The 21,228-nt window shown below is 37.2% G+C and carries 17 protein-coding genes and 1 riboswitch; of the genes, 16 read left to right on the forward strand and 1 reads right to left on the reverse strand.

What is annotated here, in order from left to right:
- Positions 1–54 precede the first annotated feature (54 nt).
- The 6 genes from ACZ1AQ_RS07130 (at position 55) to ACZ1AQ_RS07155 (ending at position 8,863) form a co-directional block, all read left to right on the forward strand.
- On the forward strand, positions 55–636 hold the full coding sequence (locus ACZ1AQ_RS07130) for a precorrin-2 dehydrogenase/sirohydrochlorin ferrochelatase family protein (RefSeq protein ID WP_489632238.1): 582 nt from the start codon (positions 55–57) through the stop codon (positions 634–636).
- Positions 637–810: 174 nt separating this feature from the next.
- Positions 811–1,863, forward strand: a complete 1,053-nt coding sequence (locus tag ACZ1AQ_RS07135) for an NAD(P)/FAD-dependent oxidoreductase (RefSeq protein ID WP_489632239.1) — start codon at positions 811–813, stop codon at positions 1,861–1,863.
- A gap of 181 nt (positions 1,864–2,044) precedes the next feature.
- A riboswitch (SAM riboswitch) is annotated at positions 2,045–2,152 on the forward strand.
- Positions 2,153–2,450: 298 nt separating this feature from the next.
- A complete protein-coding gene (locus ACZ1AQ_RS07140; RefSeq protein WP_463339148.1) occupies positions 2,451–3,452 on the forward strand; it encodes a homocysteine S-methyltransferase family protein in 1,002 nt (333 codons plus the stop codon).
- A 473-nt stretch (positions 3,453–3,925) separates the two neighbouring features.
- Entirely contained in the window at positions 3,926–6,601 is a 2,676-nt protein-coding gene (gene metH / locus ACZ1AQ_RS07145) for a methionine synthase (protein WP_489632240.1), read from the forward strand.
- A gap of 84 nt (positions 6,602–6,685) precedes the next feature.
- Positions 6,686–7,642 (forward strand): methylenetetrahydrofolate reductase [NAD(P)H], encoded by a 957-nt coding sequence (gene metF / locus ACZ1AQ_RS07150; protein ID WP_489632241.1) that lies wholly within the window; start codon positions 6,686–6,688, stop codon positions 7,640–7,642.
- Positions 7,643–7,819: 177 nt separating this feature from the next.
- Entirely contained in the window at positions 7,820–8,863 is a 1,044-nt protein-coding gene (locus tag ACZ1AQ_RS07155; protein WP_489632242.1) for a glycosyltransferase family 9 protein, read from the forward strand.
- Between the two features lie 55 nt (positions 8,864–8,918).
- On the opposite strand, the gene gldA is transcribed toward ACZ1AQ_RS07155, so the two are convergent.
- Complete coding sequence (gldA, locus tag ACZ1AQ_RS07160; RefSeq protein WP_489632243.1) at positions 8,919–9,815, reverse strand: gliding motility-associated ABC transporter ATP-binding subunit GldA; 897 nt, start codon at positions 9,813–9,815, stop codon at positions 8,919–8,921.
- A 174-nt stretch (positions 9,816–9,989) separates the two neighbouring features.
- Here gldA and ACZ1AQ_RS07165 point away from each other — a divergent pair, with 174 nt between their 5' ends.
- The 10 genes from ACZ1AQ_RS07165 (at position 9,990) to ACZ1AQ_RS07210 (ending at position 21,225) form a co-directional block, all read left to right on the forward strand.
- Positions 9,990–10,580: an outer membrane beta-barrel protein gene (locus tag ACZ1AQ_RS07165; protein WP_489632244.1), complete on the forward strand. Its 591-nt coding sequence runs from the start codon at positions 9,990–9,992 to the stop codon at positions 10,578–10,580.
- 146 nt (positions 10,581–10,726) lie between these two features.
- On the forward strand, positions 10,727–11,977 hold the full coding sequence (locus tag ACZ1AQ_RS07170) for a dicarboxylate/amino acid:cation symporter (RefSeq protein WP_489632245.1): 1,251 nt from the start codon (positions 10,727–10,729) through the stop codon (positions 11,975–11,977).
- A gap of 17 nt (positions 11,978–11,994) precedes the next feature.
- Positions 11,995–12,921 carry a M28 family peptidase gene (locus ACZ1AQ_RS07175; RefSeq protein WP_489632246.1) on the forward strand — a complete coding sequence of 309 codons (927 nt, stop codon included), beginning with the start codon at positions 11,995–11,997 and terminating at the stop codon, positions 12,919–12,921.
- A 341-nt stretch (positions 12,922–13,262) separates the two neighbouring features.
- The gene (locus ACZ1AQ_RS07180; protein WP_489632247.1) at positions 13,263–14,108 is read left to right on the forward strand and encodes a prephenate dehydratase; all 846 of its coding nucleotides are present in this window, start codon (positions 13,263–13,265) and stop codon (positions 14,106–14,108) included.
- Positions 14,109–14,146: 38 nt separating this feature from the next.
- On the forward strand, positions 14,147–15,292 hold the full coding sequence (locus ACZ1AQ_RS07185) for an aminotransferase class I/II-fold pyridoxal phosphate-dependent enzyme (protein WP_489632248.1): 1,146 nt from the start codon (positions 14,147–14,149) through the stop codon (positions 15,290–15,292).
- 162 nt (positions 15,293–15,454) lie between these two features.
- On the forward strand, positions 15,455–16,312 hold the full coding sequence (locus ACZ1AQ_RS07190) for a prephenate dehydrogenase (RefSeq protein ID WP_489632249.1): 858 nt from the start codon (positions 15,455–15,457) through the stop codon (positions 16,310–16,312).
- A 64-nt stretch (positions 16,313–16,376) separates the two neighbouring features.
- On the forward strand, positions 16,377–17,459 hold the full coding sequence (locus tag ACZ1AQ_RS07195) for a bifunctional 3-deoxy-7-phosphoheptulonate synthase/chorismate mutase type II (RefSeq protein ID WP_078212664.1): 1,083 nt from the start codon (positions 16,377–16,379) through the stop codon (positions 17,457–17,459).
- A gap of 129 nt (positions 17,460–17,588) precedes the next feature.
- Positions 17,589–18,566 (forward strand): ribosome small subunit-dependent GTPase A, encoded by a 978-nt coding sequence (rsgA, locus tag ACZ1AQ_RS07200; RefSeq protein ID WP_489632250.1) that lies wholly within the window; start codon positions 17,589–17,591, stop codon positions 18,564–18,566.
- 156 nt (positions 18,567–18,722) lie between these two features.
- Positions 18,723–19,175, forward strand: a complete 453-nt coding sequence (gene dtd, locus ACZ1AQ_RS07205) for a D-aminoacyl-tRNA deacylase (protein WP_489632251.1) — start codon at positions 18,723–18,725, stop codon at positions 19,173–19,175.
- 136 nt (positions 19,176–19,311) lie between these two features.
- Positions 19,312–21,225 (forward strand): DUF3858 domain-containing protein, encoded by a 1,914-nt coding sequence (locus ACZ1AQ_RS07210; RefSeq protein WP_489632252.1) that lies wholly within the window; start codon positions 19,312–19,314, stop codon positions 21,223–21,225.
- The last annotated feature ends 3 nt before the right edge of the window (positions 21,226–21,228 follow it).

The raw sequence follows: 21,228 nt of genomic DNA on the forward strand, positions 1-21,228 counted from the left end.
TGACCTAAATAAACAAAAACCGTTAGGTTTTAACCTGACCCAACAAAATAAACAATGGAAAGAAACGAATTATATCCCGTATTTTTAAAACTACATCAATTCAATGTGTTGATTGTAGGTGGCGGAAATGTGGGGTTAGAAAAGTTGTCTTTTATGTTGAAATCAAGTCCAAATGCAAATGTTGAAGTGGTGGCAACAAGGTTTCTTCCCGAGTTGGAAGCCTTGGCCGAAAAACATCCTTCCGTACAATTGACTCAGGCGAAGTTCAAAAAGAAGATGCTCAAAAAACGCCATTTGGTGATTGCTTGCACGGATGATTTAAAGGTAAATAAGCGCGTGTATGATTTGTCCAGAAAGCGTTATTTGCTTTGTAATATTGCCGATACGCCCGATTTATGCGATTATTATTTGGGCGGAATTGTGACCAAAGGCAATGTGAAAATCGCCATTTCAACCAATGGAAAATCGCCGACAACTGCCAAACGATTGCGTGAATTTTTTGAAGAGGTAATTCCAGAAGATGTGAATACAATGGTCGAAAACCTGAATGAATATCGCAAAACGTTGAAAGGTAATTTTGAAGAAAAGGTGCAACGTATGAATGAAATCACCGAGGCATTAAAAAATAATAAATAATACCGTAGGGACAGGTCGCGACCTGTTCTTCATCACAATAAATAAAACACCCAAGTGATATTTATCACAAATCCTCAAATGAATTAATCGTTTATTTGAACACCGTAGAGACAAGTCGTGAACTGTCTGAACAAAATGAGTAAAAAAAGAAGTAATAAGTATAAATAAAAAAAAATGGTTAAAACAGATATATTAATAATAGGAGCAGGACCAACGGGGCTTTTTGCGGTTTTCGAAGCGGGATTATTAAAATTAAAATGTCATATTTTGGATGCTTTGCCACAGCCAGGAGGACAATTGGCCGAATTGTATCCTAAAAAACCTATTTATGATATTCCAGGATTTCCAGAAGTATTAGCTGGAGATTTGGTAGATAATTTAATGGAACAAATCAAGCAATTTGAGCCAGGTTTTACTTTGGGTGAGCGTGCAGAAACCATCGAAAAACAAGAAGACGGGACTTTCATTGTAACTTCTAATAAAGGGAAAAAATTCCACGCTCCAGTTATTGCTATTGCAGGAGGATTAGGAAGTTTTGAGCCAAGAAAACCTTTAATCGAAGACATCGAGTTTTACGAAGACAAAGGAATCAAATACTTTATCAAGAATCCAGAAAAATTCCGTGACAAGAGAGTGGTGATTGCTGGTGGTGGAGATTCTGCTTTAGACTGGAGTATTTTCTTGTCGAATGTAGCGTCAGAGGTAACTTTGATTCACCGTCGCAACGAATTCCGCGGCGCATTAGATTCGGTGGAGAAAGTGCAGGAACTGAAAAACGAAGGCAAAATCAAAATGATTACGCCAGGAGAAGTGGTTGGATTGAATGGAGCAGAGCGTTTAGAATCAGTAGATGTAGATATCGAAGGGGCTCACCGAAAAATTGAGTGCGATTACTTCATTCCACTTTTCGGATTGACACCCAAATTAGGACCTATCGGCGATTGGGGATTAGAAATCGAAAAAAACGCCATCAAAGTAAACAATGCTTTAGACTATCAAACCAACATTCCTGGGATTTTCGCCATTGGTGACGTAAACACCTATCCAGGAAAATTAAAATTGATTCTTTGCGGATTCCACGAAGCCACGTTAATGTGCCAAGCGGCTTACCAAATTATCAATCCAGGTAAAAAATATGTGATGAAATATACCACCGTTTCAGGTGTAGACGGTTTCGACGGTACTCGTAAAGAAGCGCCAAAAGCAGTGGTGAAAGCTATTGTATAGTTTCGTTTATTCCGTTTAAAGGTTTAAATTGTTTAAAAGTTTAAGTGTTGCGTCGATTCGGCGACAATCTTAAACAACTTTAAACAATTTAAACCTTTTTTTTAAACTCTTAAACTTCAAAAAAAACACTTGCAATTGTTAACCCTATGTCGTTACTTTGCACCGTTCCTATTTTTATTGAAAGTTATCACGAAAGGCGGAGGGAAAAGACCCGATGAACCCTTAGCAACCCTTTACTTTTTTAAAGAAGGTGCTACATTCTACCAAGCATAGCGCGGATAGATAACAACAAAATACAGTCTAGTATTTTTTCAAACCCCTTTCCCGATACATTTTTAATAATTGAATGAGCGCATCATTGGGGCTTTTTTGCCATCAACGTTCCCGCTATCCACTATATCTTTTTAAACCTGTCAGGTTTCTAAAACCTGACAGGTTTAAAAGGATGTCGTTGCTATCGGGGCTAAAGAGTTGGCAATAGGCTTATTTTGAAACAAAAAAGAAATGTATTCCCTCAAGCAGAGGCGTAACAGAAAATATAAATAAAAAAAGCTTTGCGCCTTAGCGTCTTAGCGGTAAATAAAAGTATGTCAACAATACAAGAAGAAATTAAAAAAAGAATTCTCGTGCTCGATGGAGCGATGGGAACAATGTTGCAACGCTACAATTTCTCCGAAGAAGATTTTCGTGGCGAACGATTCAAAGATTTTCCGCATCCGTTAAAAGGGAACAATGATTTATTGTCCCTCACGCAACCACAGGCCATCAAAGCCGTGCACGCTGCCTATTTTGAGGCAGGAGCGGATATTGTAGAAACCAACACTTTCTCAGGAACCACCATCGGAATGGCCGATTATCATTTGGAGGATTTGGTATACGAACTCAACTACGAATCCGCTAAACTAGCCCGAGAAGTAGCCGATGAATTCACTGCCAAAAATCCAGACCAACCGCGTTTTGTAGCGGGTTCCATCGGACCCACGAACAGAACCGCAAGTATGTCACCCGATGTGAATGACCCAGGATACCGTGCCGTAACTTTTGATGATTTACGTATCGCTTACAAACAACAAGTCGAAGCCTTATTGGATGGTGGTTGTGATATTCTTTTGGTAGAAACCATTTTCGATACTTTGAATGCCAAAGCGGCACTTTTTGCCATCGAAGAAGTCAAAGAAGAACGCAACATCGATGTGCCTATTATGGTTTCTGGAACCATCACCGATGCTTCAGGAAGAACCCTTTCTGGACAAACCGTTGAGGCTTTCTTGATTTCGGTTTCGCACATTCCGTTGTTGAGTGTAGGATTCAATTGCGCTTTGGGTGCCGATTTGCTCAAGCCGTATTTGCAGACTTTGTCGCATAACACTTCTTTCAATATTTCGGCGCATCCTAATGCAGGTTTGCCGAATGCCTTTGGAGAATACGACGAAACGCCAGAGGAAATGCAAGCTCAAATTCGTTCTTATTTAGAAGATAATTTAATCAACATCATAGGAGGCTGCTGCGGCACCACTCCAGAACATATCAAATTAATTGCCGATATCGCCAAGGAGTATAAGCCTAGAGTTTCTACTGCCGTGATGTAAAATATTGTTCCTGCAAGGTTTTTTTTAACCTTGTAGGTATTTAATTTAATAGACCTACAAGGTTTTGTAAACCTTGCAGGATGACAGAGTAAATTTAGTTGTTCCGCTCACACTAGCAGCATAAAAGTTCCGTAGGAACGACTCATTTTGTAGAAACGGATTTTAATCCGTTGGATGTAAGAGTGAAATTGATTCCGTTGTGAATTATAAAAACGGTATCGTTTTGTTGAAAAAAAAAAAGGTGTTGTATGCACAATACCGCGTGAGGGATAGTAGTGGAAAGCCCACAGACCAATGGAGTGTTAACGGAATTGGTCGAGGACTTGTAGCGGATAGCCCGGCCCTTGGGACACGCCCAAAATAAAAAAAGAAAACCCAGTTTCGTTTTGAAGCACGAGCTGGAGATAAAATATAGAATAGAAAATCACTTAGTGTCTAAGCCACTTAGCCACTGAGTAACTCAAAATAATGAAATGGCAGAAAAAAGAAGAAACCTAGTATTATCAGGATTGGAACCCCTAATCATCACGCCCGATAGCGTATTTGTGAATGTGGGGGAACGAACCAATGTGACGGGTTCGCGAAAATTTCTTCGATTGATAAAGGAAGAGAAATACGATGAGGCATTGGATATTGCGCGCCAACAAGTAGAAGGTGGCGCTCAGATTATCGATGTGAATATGGACGAAGGAATGTTGGATGGCGAATATGCCATGACCAAATTCCTGAATTTGATTGCAGCCGAACCGGATATTTCGCGTGTGCCGATTATGATTGACAGCTCGAAATGGGAAATCATTGAGGCGGGATTGAAAGTGGTGCAAGGAAAATGTGTCGTGAATTCGATTTCTTTGAAAGAAGGCGAGGAGCGATTCATTCATCACGCGAACTTAATCAAACGGTATGGTGCGGCGGTGATTGTGATGGCTTTTGACGAAGTGGGTCAAGCCGATAATTACGAAAGACGTATCGAAATTTGCCAGCGTTCGTATGATATTTTGGTGAACAAAGTACATTTTCCACCACAAGATATCATCTTCGATTTGAATATTTTCCCTGTGGCTACAGGAATGGAAGAACACCGCTTGAATGCCTTGGATTTCTTTAGAGGGACTAAATGGGTTCGTGAAAATTTACCGCACGCGCACGTTAGTGGTGGGGTGAGTAATGTGTCGTTTTCGTTTAGAGGAAACGATGTGGTGCGAGAGGCGATGCACTCGGTTTTCTTGTACCACGGTATTCAACACGGAATGACGATGGGAATTGTTAATCCCGAAATGTTGACGATTTATGACGACATTCCAAAAGATTTATTGGAACACGTAGAAGATGTGATTCTGGACCGACGTGATGATGCTACCGAGCGTTTGTTGGACTTTGCAGAAAATGTAAAAGGCGATGTAAAGAGCAACGAGAAAGCGGTACAAGAATGGCGTTCGGGTTCTTTACAAGACCGTATCACACACGCTTTGGTCAAAGGTATTGATGAATTTATAGAAGCCGATGTAGAAGAAGCACGTTTGGCCGCCGAAAAACCAATCGAAGTAATCGAAATCAACTTGATGGCTGGAATGAATGTCGTGGGCGATTTGTTTGGTTCGGGAAAAATGTTTTTGCCACAAGTAGTGAAATCGGCACGTGTAATGAAAAAAGCGGTGGCGTATCTGCTTCCGTACATAGAAGCTGCCAAGCAAGTTGGAGACAAACAAGGTAATGGAAAAATCCTGATGGCTACTGTAAAAGGGGATGTACACGATATTGGTAAAAATATTGTTTCAGTCGTATTGGCTTGTAATAATTATGAGATTGTCGATTTGGGTGTGATGGTGCCTCCAGAAAAAATTATCGCAGCAGCTATCGAGCACGAGGTAGATATAATTGGTTTGAGCGGTTTGATTACGCCCTCATTGGACGAAATGGTGTATTTGGCCAAAGAGCTGGACAAACGCAATATGAAAATCCCTGTAATGATTGGTGGAGCCACTACTTCGCGCGCGCATACCGCGGTGAAAATTGCGCCTCAATACAGAGAAACGGTAATTCACGTCAACGATGCTTCGAGGGCGGTAACTGTAGCGGGTAATTTATTGGACCATAATCGAAAAATATATGCGGCAGATATTCGTGCAGAATACGATGCATTTAGAGAAACATTCTTGAATCGTTCACGAGATAAAAATTTCTTGTCTATCGAGGATGCTAGAAAAAACAAATTGCAATTGGATTGGGATAAATTTACACCAGTACAACCCAAAGTAATTGGCAAACAAATCGTAGAAGTGGATTTGGAGACATTAGTGCCTTATATCGATTGGACGCCGTTTTTCAGAACTTGGGAATTATTCGGGAAGTATCCTGCAATTTTAACCGATGAGGTAGTGGGTGAACAAGCCACTTCGGTTTTTGCAGATGCACAAGCTATGCTGAAAGTAATTTTGGAGGAGAAAAAGTTAACAGCAAAAGGCGTTTACGGAATTTTCCCTGCGAATCAAATCAACGACGACGATATCGAATTGAGAGATGAAAACGGAAATCCATTGCAAACATTCTTGACTTTGCGTCAGCAAGCTCAGAAAACAAAAGGAGCGCCCAACATTGCTTTGTCTGATTTTATTGCGCCAAAAGATAGTGGTAAAGTGGATTATATGGGAGCGTTTTGTGTAACCACTGGTTTTGGAGTAGAGGAATGGGCTGCCGAGTTTGAGACAGCATTAGACGATTATAATTCGATTATGGTGAAGGCATTGGCCGATCGTTTTGCAGAAGCATTTGCCGAATATTTACACGAAAAAGTCCGCAAAGAATTTTGGGGCTATGCCGCTGATGAGGATTTAAGTAAAGAGGACTTGATTGAAGAATCGTATAAAGGAATCCGTCCAGCACCAGGATATCCAGCTTGTCCAGACCATTTAGAGAAACCGACGATTTGGAAATTATTGAACGTTGAAGAAGAAATCGGGGTGACTTTGACAGAAAGTATGGCGATGTGGCCTGCTTCGTCTGTTTCCGGTTATTATTTTGGAAATCCCGAAAGCAAGTATTTTGGACTTGGAAAAATAAAAGAAGACCAAGTAATTGATTATGCCAAACGAAGAAATGTTTCGACCGATGTAGCAATGAAATGGTTGAATCCGAATATAGCTGATTAAAAAATGTTTATAGTTGTTGGTTTATAGTTTATGGTTTTGGAATCAGAACTAACAACAACAAACAATGAACAATAAACTTGTAGTATGAAAGTAACACAACATATAGAAAACGCCAAAGGAGAAACCTTGTTTTCTTTTGAAATTATTCCGCCACAAAAAGGCAAAAGCATTCAGGAATTATACGATAACATCGATCCGTTGATGGAGTTCAAGCCACCATTTATTGACGTGACCACTTCTCGTGAAGAGTTTATCTACGTAAATAAAGGGAACGGGTTATTAGAAAAGAAGTTGACAAGAATGCGTCCCGGAACTTTGGGGATTTGTGCATCAATCAAACATAAATACAACGTGGATACCGTGCCGCACGTGCTTTGTGGAGGTTTTACAAAAGAAGAAACAGAATATTTGTTGGTGGATTGTCATTACTTAGGCATTGATAATGTGATGGCTTTGCGTGGTGATGCGATGAAAGATGAACAATCGTTTGTGCCCACCAAAGGAGGTAATAAATATGCTTCCGATTTAGTAAGTCAAATTTATCAATTGAACCAAGGGAAGTATTTACACGAAGTAATGGATATTGATAACAAAGCCGATTTCTGTATTGGGGTGGCGGGTTATCCTGAGAAACATTTGGAAGCACCTTCTTTGCAAACCGATTTGAAACGTCTTAAAGAAAAAGTAGATGCAGGCGCGGATTATGTGGTGACTCAAATGTTTTTTGATAATGCAAAGTATTTCGAGTTTGTAGCCAAAGCCAGAGAAATGGGCATTACGGTTCCGATTATTCCAGGGATAAAACCTATTGCGGTAGAAAGACATTTGCAAGTGTTGCCACAAATTTTCCGTATCGATTTGCCAGAAGATTTAATTGCAGCGGTAGAAAAATGTAAAAACAATGCCGAAATCCGCCAAGTTGGAATCGAATGGGCAATCCAACAATCTATTGAATTAAAAGCCGCTGGTGTTCCTGTTTTGCATTATTATTCTATGGGGAAATCAGAAAATATCAGACAAATTGCTAGTCACATTTTTTAATTAAAGGATTATATTATTTCAATTGAAAGTACTCGATGGGCTTTTTGCTTGTCGGGTATTTTTTTAGTATTTAAGTAACGGTTAATTTTTTATTTAATTCTAAAATATTGTTAAGTAAGAGTTCTACATTTGCAGTTCCAAAAAGAGGTGTTCTTTTTGACTAAAACTTACTTTTCGATGAGTCTAAAAATAAAAATCAATAGAATAAGAAGAAGTGTTATGCAAAGCCTAACAAGTGGTCTTGGCAAATCTTCGAATGTAAATAAAGGAACAATTAATCCACAACAAGTAAAAAGAGTCTTGATTTCGAGACCCAATCACCGTTTAGGAAACTTGTTGCTAATTACACCTTTGGTACAAGAAGTACAAAATCTTTTCCCGAATGCAACTATTGATGTTTTTATAAAAGGGAATCTTGGTCCAATTGTTTTTGAAAATTTCACAAATGTAAATCAGATTATTCGTTTGCCTAAAAAACATTTTGACGAATTAGGAAACTATATGAAGGGCTGGTTGAAACTGAAGAAGAACAAATACGATTTGGCCATCAATGCAGATAAAAATTCTTCGTCAGGTCGCTTATCTATTCAGCTTGTAGACGCAAAATTTAAGTGTTTTGGGGAGCTAGAAACTGATCTTTCCAGTCAATTCTCTGACTATGCTCATATTGCAAAGTATCCTGTGTATGATTTACGTCATTTTCTTGCTTCGGTAGGGATGAACGTATCGAATACACCAATTCCTAATTTGCTTTTGCAATTAAGTCCTGAAGAAGTAGCTAAAGGGAAAGCACTTTTGGATGCCATTGTTCCAGCATCTAAAAAAACGATTTGTCTTTTCACTTTTGCCACGGGAGCCAAATGTTATTCGGTGGAATGGTGGGCCGTTTTTTATGAAAGAATCTTAAAAGAATTTCCAGACTACAATGTTTTGGAAGTGTTGCCTGTAGAGAATGTGTCGCAAATACATTTTGCTGCGCCAACCTATTACAGCAAAGACATCAGAGAAATTACGGCATTTTTTAAAAACACAGCTGTTTTTGTGGGGGCTGATAGCGGAATGATGCACTTGGCTAGTGCCGCTCAATTGCCAGTAGTTGGTTTGTTTTCGGTTACCAAAACAGATAAATATGCACCTTACGGAACAAAAAGTGTTGCAATCAATACTAACGAAACTACTATTGACGATTGGATTCAAGCGATAAAAGATAGTTTGGAGTAACTAGTGAATAGTGATTAGTCCTTAGTTTTGATTACTAATCACTAGGGACTAACCACTACTTAGTAATCTCCCTAAATACCGCTTCTAGATTTTTGTTTTTCTGGTTGAGTTGCAAGGTTTTTAAACCATTGTCGTGAGCGAAATCGAATACGGTTGGACGCATATCTTGACTCGATAAAAAAGTCAGTTCCCATAGATAATCACTGTTTTTGATGAATGATTTTAAATGTGGAATGGCGTTAATTTGGTCTTCGGTTACTTTTAAATCAAATTCTACTTCTATGACTTGTTCTTTGTCGGCGGCAATCAAAACTTCTAATTTTTTGTCAGCGACAATTTTTCCTTTATCAATAATAATGACACGGTCGCAGATGGCTTCTACTTCTTGCATAATATGAGTAGACAGAAAAACGGTTTTGTCTTTCCCCACGTTTTTAATCACATTTCGAATCTCAACCAATTGATTCGGGTCTAAACCTGTGGTGGGTTCGTCAAGAATGAGTACTTCTGGATTGTGCAATAAGGCATTGGCTAATCCCACACGCTGACGATATCCTTTGGAGAGTTGTCCTATTTTTTTATGACTTTCGGGAGTCAATCCTGTCAATTCAATTACTTCTTGAATGCGAGAGGAGGGGACTTTGTATACATCGGCGTTGAAAGCCAGATATTCTCTAACATACAAATCCAAATACAACGGATTGTGTTCTGGTAAATAGCCAATGATTTTTTGTACTTCTTTGGTGTCTGAAATGACATTTTTATCGTTTACTAGTGCTACGCCTTCATCAGCCGCTAGATAAGTGGTCAATATTTTCATCAAAGTAGATTTTCCTGCACCATTTGGACCAAGAAAACCAACGATTTCTCCTTTTTTTACAGAAAAAGTAATCGAGTCTAATGCTTTTTGAGCACCATAGCTTTTTGATAAATTTGTAACTTCTATAGACATAAGAATGATTTTGTTGCAAAAGTAAACAGAAAATAATGGAGTCCTAAAACAAATCATAAATAATGTTTTCTTTTTTTTATCAATATGGTAGTTGAAATTTTTTGTTTTTATGAATGATGGAGTAATATGGTATGATTCTTGTTAAAATATTATTAAATACTAAAAATATAACAAATGAAAAAATCTGTACTAATTATTGCTTTGGCTATGTTTAGCTATTCAAACGCTCAAAAAGGAACAATTTTAGTTTTAGGAAATGTAGGTTATTTTTCTGAAAAGCTAACAAATTCGGGTACTGCTTGGAATAAAAGTTTTAATTTTTCTCCAAAAGTCGGGTTTCAATATAATGATAACATAACAGTGGGTGTTGAAAGTTCAATTACAAACTCAAAAAACACATACAATACTAGTAATGTTGAATATAAAACGAATTATTTTTCAGTTGGAGCTTTTGGCCGTTATTCTAAACCGATAGGTGGAATTTTTTCTGCGTATGCTGATTTAGGAATCGGTTATCATAATGCAAAGCAAAGGCAATATAATGAAGGACTTGATCCATTTACGTTTATAAAAAATGGTGTTGGATTTTATGTTGGTATCACTCCAGCTCTTTTTTTAAATATTAATAAAGGATTTGGTATAAATTTTAATCTTGGAAGTATAGGTTACAGTACTATTAACTACGATGATTCAGTAAATGACGAACGTAGGTTTAATTTTAGTTTTGGGCAAGCATTTAGTGTTGGCATTTCAAAAAACTTCTAAAAAAGTTTAAAAATTTTCATAAAAATATTGATTTGTTAATTCATAATCATTATTTCAGCCTTTCACAATCTGAGTGATACTTATAATTTGTGCTTTTTTAAAAAAAAATCTCACAAGATTTCTATATTTACTTTAAACTTGAAGTTATGAGCGAAGACAAAACAAATTCTTTTTTAGAAAATTACAGCAGTATCCTATTGCTTTTGGGTGGTATTGTACTTGGTAGTATGGCTGGATTGCTTTTTGGTAAAGGCATTGAGGTAATAAAACCGTTGGGCGATATCTTTCTTAATTTACTTTTTACTGCTATAATTCCATTGGTGATTTTTACCATAGCATCTTCAATTGCTAATTTGCAAAAAACAGACAAGCTTGGTAAACTTTTTGGAGTTGTTTTGGTGGTTTTTTTAGTAACAGTGATTATCTCAGCCATCGTAATGATTATCGGGATTTTTATTTTTCCTGTTGATCAGGCTGTTTTTTTAGCAAAATCTTCTTTGGTCACTACTCATAATAGTACAACAGATTCGCCCGTTACCCAGCTGTTAACGGTGAATGATTTTTATGAAATTTTGTCGCGTAAGAATATGTTGGCGTTGATCTTTTTTTCTTTTTTATTAGGTTTTGCTACTTTGAATGCTGGCGAAAAAGGTAAAGATTTTGCTAAATTTTTGCATTCGGCGAACGAGGTGATGAAACAGTTGTTGGTAATCATTATGAAAGGAGCTCCTGTTGGGCTTGGGGCCTATTTTGCGTATCAGGTTGGGATTTTTGGGCCTCAGCTTTTTGGAGCTTATGCGAAACCACTAGCCGTTTATTATGGGATGTGTACTTTTTACTTCATTGTATTCTTTACTATTTATGCTTTTTTTTCGGGAGGGCTATTAGGAGTGAAAGTGTTTTGGAAAAACAATATCACACCTTCCTTTACAGCAATAGGAACTTGCAGTAGTATTGCCACAATTCCAGCCAATCTTGAAGGGGCTCAACAAATGAAAATCCCTGCTTATATTCTAAATTTGGTAATTCCTTTGGGAGCGCCTTTGCATAAAGACGGTTCTAGTATGTCGTCTATTGTAAAAATAGCCGTAATTTTTGCTATTTTTGGTAAGGATTTCACAGATCCGATTACGATTCTAACAGCCATTGCTATTACCATTATTGTTTCGGTTGTAGAAGGAGGGATTCCAAACGGAGGTTATATCGGTGAAATTTTAGCCATTACCATTTATGGTTTTCCAATGGAACAAGCCTTGCCCGCAGCTATGATTATTGGAACACTAGTCGATCCCATTGCGACTTTGCTCAATGCCAATGGCGATTTAATATCGGCAATGATGGTGACTCGAATCGTTGAAGGTAAAAAATGGCTTTTACGTGAAAATGAAATCAATTAAATTAAATCATACAAAAAATGAAAAAAATTAGTTTAGGATTGTTGGTGCTTTTTGGACTTACGGCTCAAGCTCAGAGTGGGATTCAAAAAAGCGAGGTTACTCGGATAGAAACGGAATTGTCTTCGGATGCAATGGAAGGGCGTGCTTTGTTTACACCAGGTATCGAAAAAGCGTCTGTTTTTATCGAAGGAGAGTTCAAACGAATTGGATTGACATACTATAAAGAATTACAATCCTATCGCCAAGATTTCTTAATCAAAGATAAAAAGGCCAATAATGTGATTGGAATTATTCCAGGGAAATCAAAGCCAAATGAATATGTTATTTTTTCAGGACATTACGACCATTTAGGAATGAAAGAGTCTGGCGATGACAAAGTTTTTAATGGTGCAAATGATGACGCTTCTGGAATTACAGCCGTAATTACTTTGGCCGAATATTTTAAAAAGAAAAACGATAACGCACGAACACTTATTTTTGTAGCATTTACGGGTGAAGAAACGGGAGGTTACGGTTCTGCTTTTTTCTCAAATTCTATCAATGCAGACGAAGTGGTAGCGATGTTCAATATAGAAATGATTGGAACCGATAGTAAATGGGGCAAAAATTCAGCCTATATTACAGGATTCGAGCGGTCTGATTTTGGAACTATTTTGCAAAAGAATTTGGTAGGTTCAGGATTCAATTTTTATCAAGACCCGTATCCACAAGAACAATTGTTTTACCGTTCAGATAACGCAAGACTAGCGGCTTTAGGGGTTCCTGCTCATACTATTTCTACTTCTAAAATGGATGTGGAGCCGAATTATCATAAATTAAGTGACGAAATAAGTACTTTGGATATGGATAATATGACGGAGATTATAAAGTCGATTGCCATCAGTTCTCAAACCATAATTAGTGGGAAAGATACGCCATCAAGGGTTCCAAAAATGAAAAAATAGCTTTTTGGCTTTCAAAACAGAAGAAGTATCAATAAAAAAACAGACTTTGCTGTGAACTTTTTTATCGAATTGTTAATTGAAAATCAATTTCACAAAGAATTCCTTTTTTGTTAGGGATTAATGCTATTTTTTTTGATGCCTTTAAAATAAGTTTTTATCTTTGCCAAAGAATTTATTGAAAATCAGAACACAAAATGTTAAATAACCGTTTTTACTTTAGCTATACTTTTTATTTCTTCTTTGAGAAGTAAGGATTGTGCTATGGTTATTTGAAAGACAAAAAGAAACAAATAAAACTACAATACAATCCTGATGAAAATCAGGATTTTTTTTTTGAATATATGAGAACAAAAATTGCAATTCAGGGGATAAAGGGGTCATTTCATCATCAGGTAGCTAAAGATTATTTCTACCAAAATGTGGCTGTAGATGAATGCTTGTCCTTTGAAGAATTAGTAGATAGCTTGTTGAAGGGAGATAGTGATCAAGCGGTAATGGCTATCGAGAACTCCATCGCGGGACCGATTATTCCAAATTATGCACTAATCGACAAGAATAATTTGCATATTATTGGGGAACATTACTTGGATATTATTCAAAATTTAATGGCCTTACCAGGACAAAAAATTGAAGATATTCAAGAAGTACATTCGCATCCGATGGCATTATTGCAATGTATGGACTTCTTGAAAAAATACCCTAACATCAAATTGGTTGAGGATAAAGATACGGCGGAAACAGCTCGCAGAATCCACGAAAATCAAATCAAAGGAATTGCGGCAATCGCTAGTGAAACGGCTGCTGAGATGTATAATTTAGAGATTATCGCGCCTTCGATTCAAACCATCGAGAACAATATGACTCGATTTGTGATACTCAAGAAAGAGAATTCTTTTGTTTCCGAAGACGAAATCAATAGAGCTTCCATCAAGTTTGAATTGGACCATAAACGCGGAAGTTTAGCCGCTGTTTTGAATGTAATGAGCGATTGTAAACTCAATTTAACCAAAATACAATCTTTGCCGAAAATAGAAACTCCTTGGAAATATTCTTTTTTTGTAGATGTGACTTTTGACAAGTATGAAGATTACGCCAAGGCGAAAGCATTAGTTTCGATTATGGCGCATTATTTTAAAGTTCTGGGTGAGTATAAAAATACAAAGCCATTACTTGAATCTCCAAACTAGAAAATAAAAAATTCCAATTTAGAATAAAGCTAAAAAAAATGATAACAACTGCCCAACGTTTATCGATAGTTGAAGAATATTACTTCTCCTCAAAGTTAAGAGAAGTGCGCCAATTGGCTGCCGAAGGAAAACCTGTAATCAATATGGGAATTGGTAGTCCTGATTTAAAACCTGCTGCTGCCGTGATTGCCGCAATGACTGCTGCGATGCAAGACGAAAATGCACATCAGTATCAAAGCTATCAAGGGTTGCCAGAATTAAGACAAGCTATGGCTGATTTTTATGAGCGTAATTATCAAGTGGGCCTAAATAGCACTACTGAAATTTTGCCTTTGATGGGTTCTAAAGAAGGAATTATGCACATTTCGTTAGCCTTTTTGAATGAAGGCGATGGTGTTTTGATTCCAAATCCTGGGTATCCGACCTATACTTCGGTAACCAATTTAGTAGGTGCGGTGCCACTATATTATGACTTGAAAGAAAGTACCAATTGGGAACCAGATTTTGAGGCTTTGGAAAAAATGGATTTGTCTAAAGTAAAATTAATGTGGATTGGTTATCCGCATATGCCTACAGGTGCCAGAGGAAATTTGGCTTTGTTTGAAAAACTGGTGGCTTTTGCTCAAAAACACAATATTCTTTTGGTCAATGATAATCCGTATAGTTTTGTTTTGAATGACCAACCTATGAGTTTGTTGCAAGTTGAAGGGGCGAAAGAAGTAGCGTTGGAGTTGAATTCGTTGTCCAAAACATTCAATATGGCAGGATGGCGTGTAGGAATGGTTTCTGGAAATGCTGCCTGCATTGATGCCGTATTGAAAGTAAAAAGTAATATGGATAGCGGAATGTTTTACGGCATTCAAAAAGGGGCTATTGCGGCTTTGCAGAGTGAGGCTTCTTGGTTCGACGAAATGAATGCGATTTACGCAAAACGCAGAATTTTAACCGAAGCATTGGCAGAGAAATTAGGTTGTGAGGTGTACAAAGAAGGCGTTGGATTGTTTGTTTGGGCGAAGCTTCCAGCAGGAATTACATCGGCGGAGGATTTTATCGATAAGATACTGTATGAGAAATACATCTTTATTACTCCAGGAACTATTTTTGGTTCGAATGGCGAAGGGTACATCCGATTTGCTTTGTGTGTAAAAGAAGAAAAAATTGAAGAAGCGATAAATAGATTTTAGATTGTTGATTAACGATATTTAGATTTCAGATTGTCTTCAAGATTTTTGAAATTGTGTTAAGAAACTGAAGCCCTAGCCCTGATAGTAGCGGCATCCTATTGTGGCGGGGTTCGCCACAATAGATATAGCGGATAGCAGGATTAGCTAATAATAAAAATAATAATGAATATACACGTAATAGGAATAGGTTTGATTGGAGGTTCGATGGTGTTGGATATAAAAGCGGTACACCCAGAAGCGACTATTTACGGAATGGATAAAAATGAAACCCATTTGCAAGAGGCGATGGCGCTTGGGGTTGTGGAGAAAGTGGCTACGATGCAGGATTTGGCCGATGCGGATTATGTTATTGTTTCGGTTCCTGTGGATGTGGCGTTGCAAGTGTTGCCCGAAGTTTTAAATCATATTGGCGAAAATACCATTGTTTTTGAAGTGGGTTCTACCAAATTGCCTATTTGTGAGGCGGTAGCGAATCATCCAAGAAGAAGAAATTATATTGCCACGCATCCTATTGCTGGAACGGAATTTTCGGGACCATCAGCGGCTATTAAAGGATTGTTTCAAGGAAAAACAAATATCATTTGTGAGGTGGAGAAAACGACCTTTAAGCTGCAAGAAAAAGCCATCGAATTGTTCAAAGAGTTAGGAATGCGCATTCGCTATATGGACCCAAAGTCGCACGATAAACACATTGCTTACGTATCGCATTTGTCGCACATTAGTTCGTTTATGTTAGGAAAAACGGTTATCAATAAAGAGAAGGACGAACAAGATATTTTTGATATGGCGGGTTCTGGTTTTGAGAGCACCGTGCGTTTGGCCAAGAGTTCACCAGCGATGTGGACGCCTATTTTTAAACAAAACAAAAAGCACGTAGTAAAAAGTTTGGAAGAGTATATTGCTAATTTGACGCAGTTCAAAGACTTGTTGAAAAGCGAAGAATACGATGCGATTTTTGATGAAATGCAGAGTGTGAATAAAATTAAGGCCATTTTGAATGGAATGAATACCAAAAAATAGCCAGAGGAGAACAGAATTAACACAAGAAACTATAGAATAATTTTAAAGATTAAAAACTAAAAAAATGGAAAACAAGAAAGAAATGAGAAATTGGTTGGAAGCGTTCAATTTGACGCATCCATTGGTGATAGCAGGACCTTGTAGCGCAGAAACAGAAGAGCAAGTATTGAAAATTGCACACGAATTGAAAGATTCTGATGTAAGTGTGTTTAGAGCTGGAATTTGGAAACCAAGAACACGTCCAGGTGGATTTGAAGGTGTTGGAGAAATAGGATTGAAATGGTTGAAAAAAGCCAAAGCTGAAACAGGTTTGTTAATGGGAACCGAAGTGGCTACTGCTGCACACTGTAAATTGGCTTTAGAAAATGATATTGATGTATTATGGGTTGGAGCAAGAACTACAGCTAATCCGTTTGCGGTTCAAGAAATTGCTGATACCTTGAAAGGCACAGATAAAATCGTTTTGATTAAGAATCCAGTGAACCCAGATTTAGCTTTGTGGTTGGGGGGTGTTGAGCGTTTGCATATGGCTGGCATTGAAAAATTAGGGGTGATTCACCGTGGTTTTTCTACTTACGAAAAAACAAAATACAGAAACATTCCAGAATGGCAAATTGCGATTGAATTGCAAAATAAATTCCCTGATTTGCCATTGATTATTGACCCTTCTCACATTACAGGAAATCGTGATATGATTCTTGAAGTGACGCAAGAAGCTTTGGATTTGAATTATGACGGAATGATTATCGAAACTCACACAGATCCTGATAACGCTTGGAGTGATGCTGCACAACAAGTTACGCCAGACGCTTTGAAACAAATCTTCAAAGATTTGAGAGTAAGAAAGCAAATCGATGTTTCGGATGAGTTTATGACTAAAATGAGTAAATTAAGAGCGAATATCGATGTGTTAGACGCTAATTTATTGGAGCTTTTGAGTAAAAGAATGAAAGTGGCCGTAGAAATTGGTCAGGTGAAAAAAGAAGCGAACGTGGCGGTTTTACAAAACAATCGTTGGAATGAGATTTTAGGAAAAATGATTTTGGAAGGAGAAAAGAAAGGACTTTCGGAAGAGTTTGTTTTAAAAATGTTCAAAGCGATTCACCAAGAAAGTATCAACAAACAAGATAAAGTATTGAATTCGTAAAAGGATTTTATAAAGCTTAGTTTTTTTAATTTCTGATTTAAATCCCAAGACCTTGTTTTGGGATTTTTGTTTGTTATGAGTCGTCTAAATTCAATTATCTTTGCAAACATTTAAAACTAAAATCTGAAAATGACAGGAACCGTTTATAAATCTACAGGAAGTTGGTACACCGTGAAATCCGATCAAGGCGATTTTATTGAGTGCAGGATGAAAGGGAAGTTCCGAATGAAAGGAATTAAAAGTACCAATCCCATTGCAGTAGGCGATGTAGTAGATTATGAATTGGAACAAACTTCGGATACCGTTACGGGTACTATACATCATATTCACGACCGTAAGAATTACATTGTTCGAAAATCAGTGAATTTATCGCATCAAATGCATATCATTGCTGCTAATATCGACCGTGTTTTTCTGTTGATTACCATCAACAATCCTCCAACCACGTTTAGTTTTATCGATAGATTTTTGGTTACCGCCGAAGCCTATGGTATTGAGACTATTTTGGTTTTTAATAAAATTGATACTTTAGACGATGTTACCTTAGATGATCAATTGTATATGCAACACGTTTATCAGGAAATAGGGTATCAATGTTTGCGCGTTTCGGCTGCTGAAGGTAAAGGGGTCGAAGCGTTGAAGGAATTAATGATTGGGAAAACAAGTATGTTCTCGGGGCATTCAGGTGTAGGTAAATCGACTTTGGTTAATGCTTTGGAGCCGAGCTTGGATTTGAAAACCAAGAATATCTCCGAGCAAAGCAAGCAAGGTCAGCATACCACCACTTTTGCAGAGATGTATGATTTGTCTTTTAATGCTAGTATTATTGACACTCCAGGTATCAAAGGATTTGGAATTGTAGATATGGAGCCTCAGGAAATTAGTGATTATTTCCCTGAGTTTTTTAGATTGAAAGAACAATGCAAGTTCAACAATTGTTTGCATAAAGAAGAACCACATTGTGCTATAAAAGCAGCTTTGGAAAAAGATGAAATCGCTTGGTCACGTTATAATAGTTACCTTAAAATCCTTGAAGGCGACGACGAACATTACCGCACCGATGTGTACGATGAAGATAGAAAAGCTAGCGATAAAACGAGGGAGTAAAGCCCTCTGCCCCCAAAAGGAGGGACTTTAATCTTTGTGAAAATGCGCTTTGCTGAGTATTTTTTTTAATATTTTAGAAATGAATCATTATATGAATAATAATCAAGTTGTACTTGTAAGTGCAACTTTAATTCCCCCTTTGGGGGTTAGGGGGCTATGAGAGTCGTAATCCAAAGAGTAACGAATGCCTCAGTAACAGTTGAGAGCAAAGTAGTAGCCGAAATCCAAAAAGGGCTATTGATTTTTGTGGGCATAGAAGAAGCCGATACCCAAGAAGATTTAGATTGGCTAGTGACCAAAATTACGCAGCTTCGAATATTTAATGATGAAAATGAGGTAATGAACCTTTCTATTCAAGATATTGGTGGCGATGTGCTTGTGGTTAGTCAGTTTACACTTCACGCGGCTACCAAAAAAGGGAATCGCCCTTCGTATATAAAAGCCGCAAAACCCGATATCGCCATTCCTATGTATGAGCGTTTTGTAAAAGCCTTAGAGAGTAAATTAGGAAAAAAAGTGCCCACTGGTATTTTTGGTGCGGATATGAAGGTTTTATTGTTAAATGATGGGCCAGTAACTATCCAAATTGATTCAAAAAATAAAGAATAATTTATTTTTTTATTAAGAGAATTACAATATATTTGAGTACCACAAATTAAAATCAGAAAAACAAATTCAATTGCTTCAGCTGTAAATAGTTGAGGCTTTTTATTTTTAAATTAATTTGTTAACCCCATCTGATTTTATGAATCGTAAGTTATTTTTGTTTGTTTTTTTGTTCCTTTTCTCATTTTGTGTACGAGCCCAAGAAGCTAAATATGAGGTATCGTCCATTCCTGATAGTTTAAAAACCAATGCGAATGCAGTACTTCGATTAAGCGAACTTACGATTGATATTCTTTCTCAAAGAAAAATGCTGATTAAAACCAAGCGAGTAGTAACTGTGCTGAATGAAGCGGGAATGAGTGCTTTGGATGCCTATGCTCATTATGATAAATCGACGAGTATTTCTAGCATACAAGCAAGGATAGTAGATGCTACAGGAAATGAACTAAAAAAGTTCAAAAGAAAAGATTTCAAAGATCATAGCGCAGTTGATGGTGGTACAATTTTTTCGGACAACAGAGTGTTGTATTTAGAGTATACACCTATCAATTATCCGTTTACAATGGTTTTTGAATGCGAAACAGAAACTTCTACTACTGCTTTTATTCCGCAATGGTTTCCTTTACCCGATTATTTATTGGGTGTTGAAAAAAGTGTTTTGAATGTAACCTTCCCAAATAACTTAGGGTTTAAGAAAAAAGAAAGTAATTTTTCGAACAAGAATATCCAAAAAACACTCGACACAGCCACTCAACTGAGTTATACTGCTGCCAATTTGATGGCAATGAAACAAGAGGATTATAGTCCTTATTTTTACGATATTTTGCCAAGAGTAATTATGGGATTAGAATCTTTTCATCTAGAAGGAGTTGATGGTAATGCCAAAACGTGGGAGGATTTTGCTAAGTGGTATTCTAGTAAAATTTTATCAGGAACAATTGATTTACCCTCGACAACTGTTGCTAAAATAAAAGAGTTAGTAGGAACAGAGCAAGACCCTATAAAAAAGGCCAAAATTGTATATGAATTTGTACAGCAAAAAGTACGTTATATCAGTATTCAAGTCGGAATTGGAGGATGGAAACCTATGCTAGCTTCGGATGTAGATCGCTTAGGATATGGGGATTGTAAAGCTTTGACCAACTATACTCAAGCCTTGTTAAAAGCAGTAGATGTGCCTTCTTATTACACCATTTTGTACGGCGATAGAAAGCGAATTAATATCGATGCCGATTTTGTTTCAATGCAAGGCAATCACATTATTTTGACGATTCCTGTTGGCAATCAATATACTTGGTTAGAATGTACTAGTCAAACCACGCCCTTTGGATATCAAGCCGATTTTACAGATGACCGAGATGTTTTGATTATCAAACCTGATGGGGGGCAAATTGTTCACACCAAAATATATCCAGCCAATGAGAATTCGCAATTGAGTAAAGGTTCTTATACGATAGCCTCTAATGGAGATTTTTCGGGCGAAATTCAAATCGTCTCTCAAGGAACCCAGTATGGCGATAAAGAGCAAGTAGAGCACTTGCAACCCGATCAAAAAGAAAAGCATTACAAAGAATTCTGGGACGATATCAATAATTTAAAAATTGATAAAATTACCCATGAGAACAATAAACAGGAGATTCGTTTTACGCAAATTGCTAAGTTATCTGCCACAAAATATGGGACATTTACTGCCGATAAAATGATGGTAACTGTAAATGCTTTTAATCGTATTTCAAGTGGTGTAAAACGAATCAGAAATCGAAAAACGCCTTTCGAAATTGCGCGTGGTTTTTATGATGAGGATGAAATTACCATCCATTTACCTTCAGATTTCGCTTTAGAATTTATTCCACCAGCCTTTGAAAGTAAAACCAAATTTGGAACTTACTCCATTTCTTTAACCAAAAAAGAGGAGCATACTTTGATCTATAAAAGAGTTTTATTGGTCAATACTGGAAAATATACCAACAAAGAGTATGATGAATACCGTCTTTTTATGGAAAAAGTGAGTCAAAACGATAACAACAAAATTGTCCTAACCAAAACCCTTTAATTT

The organism is Flavobacterium sp. UM26, from assembly GCF_057922445.1.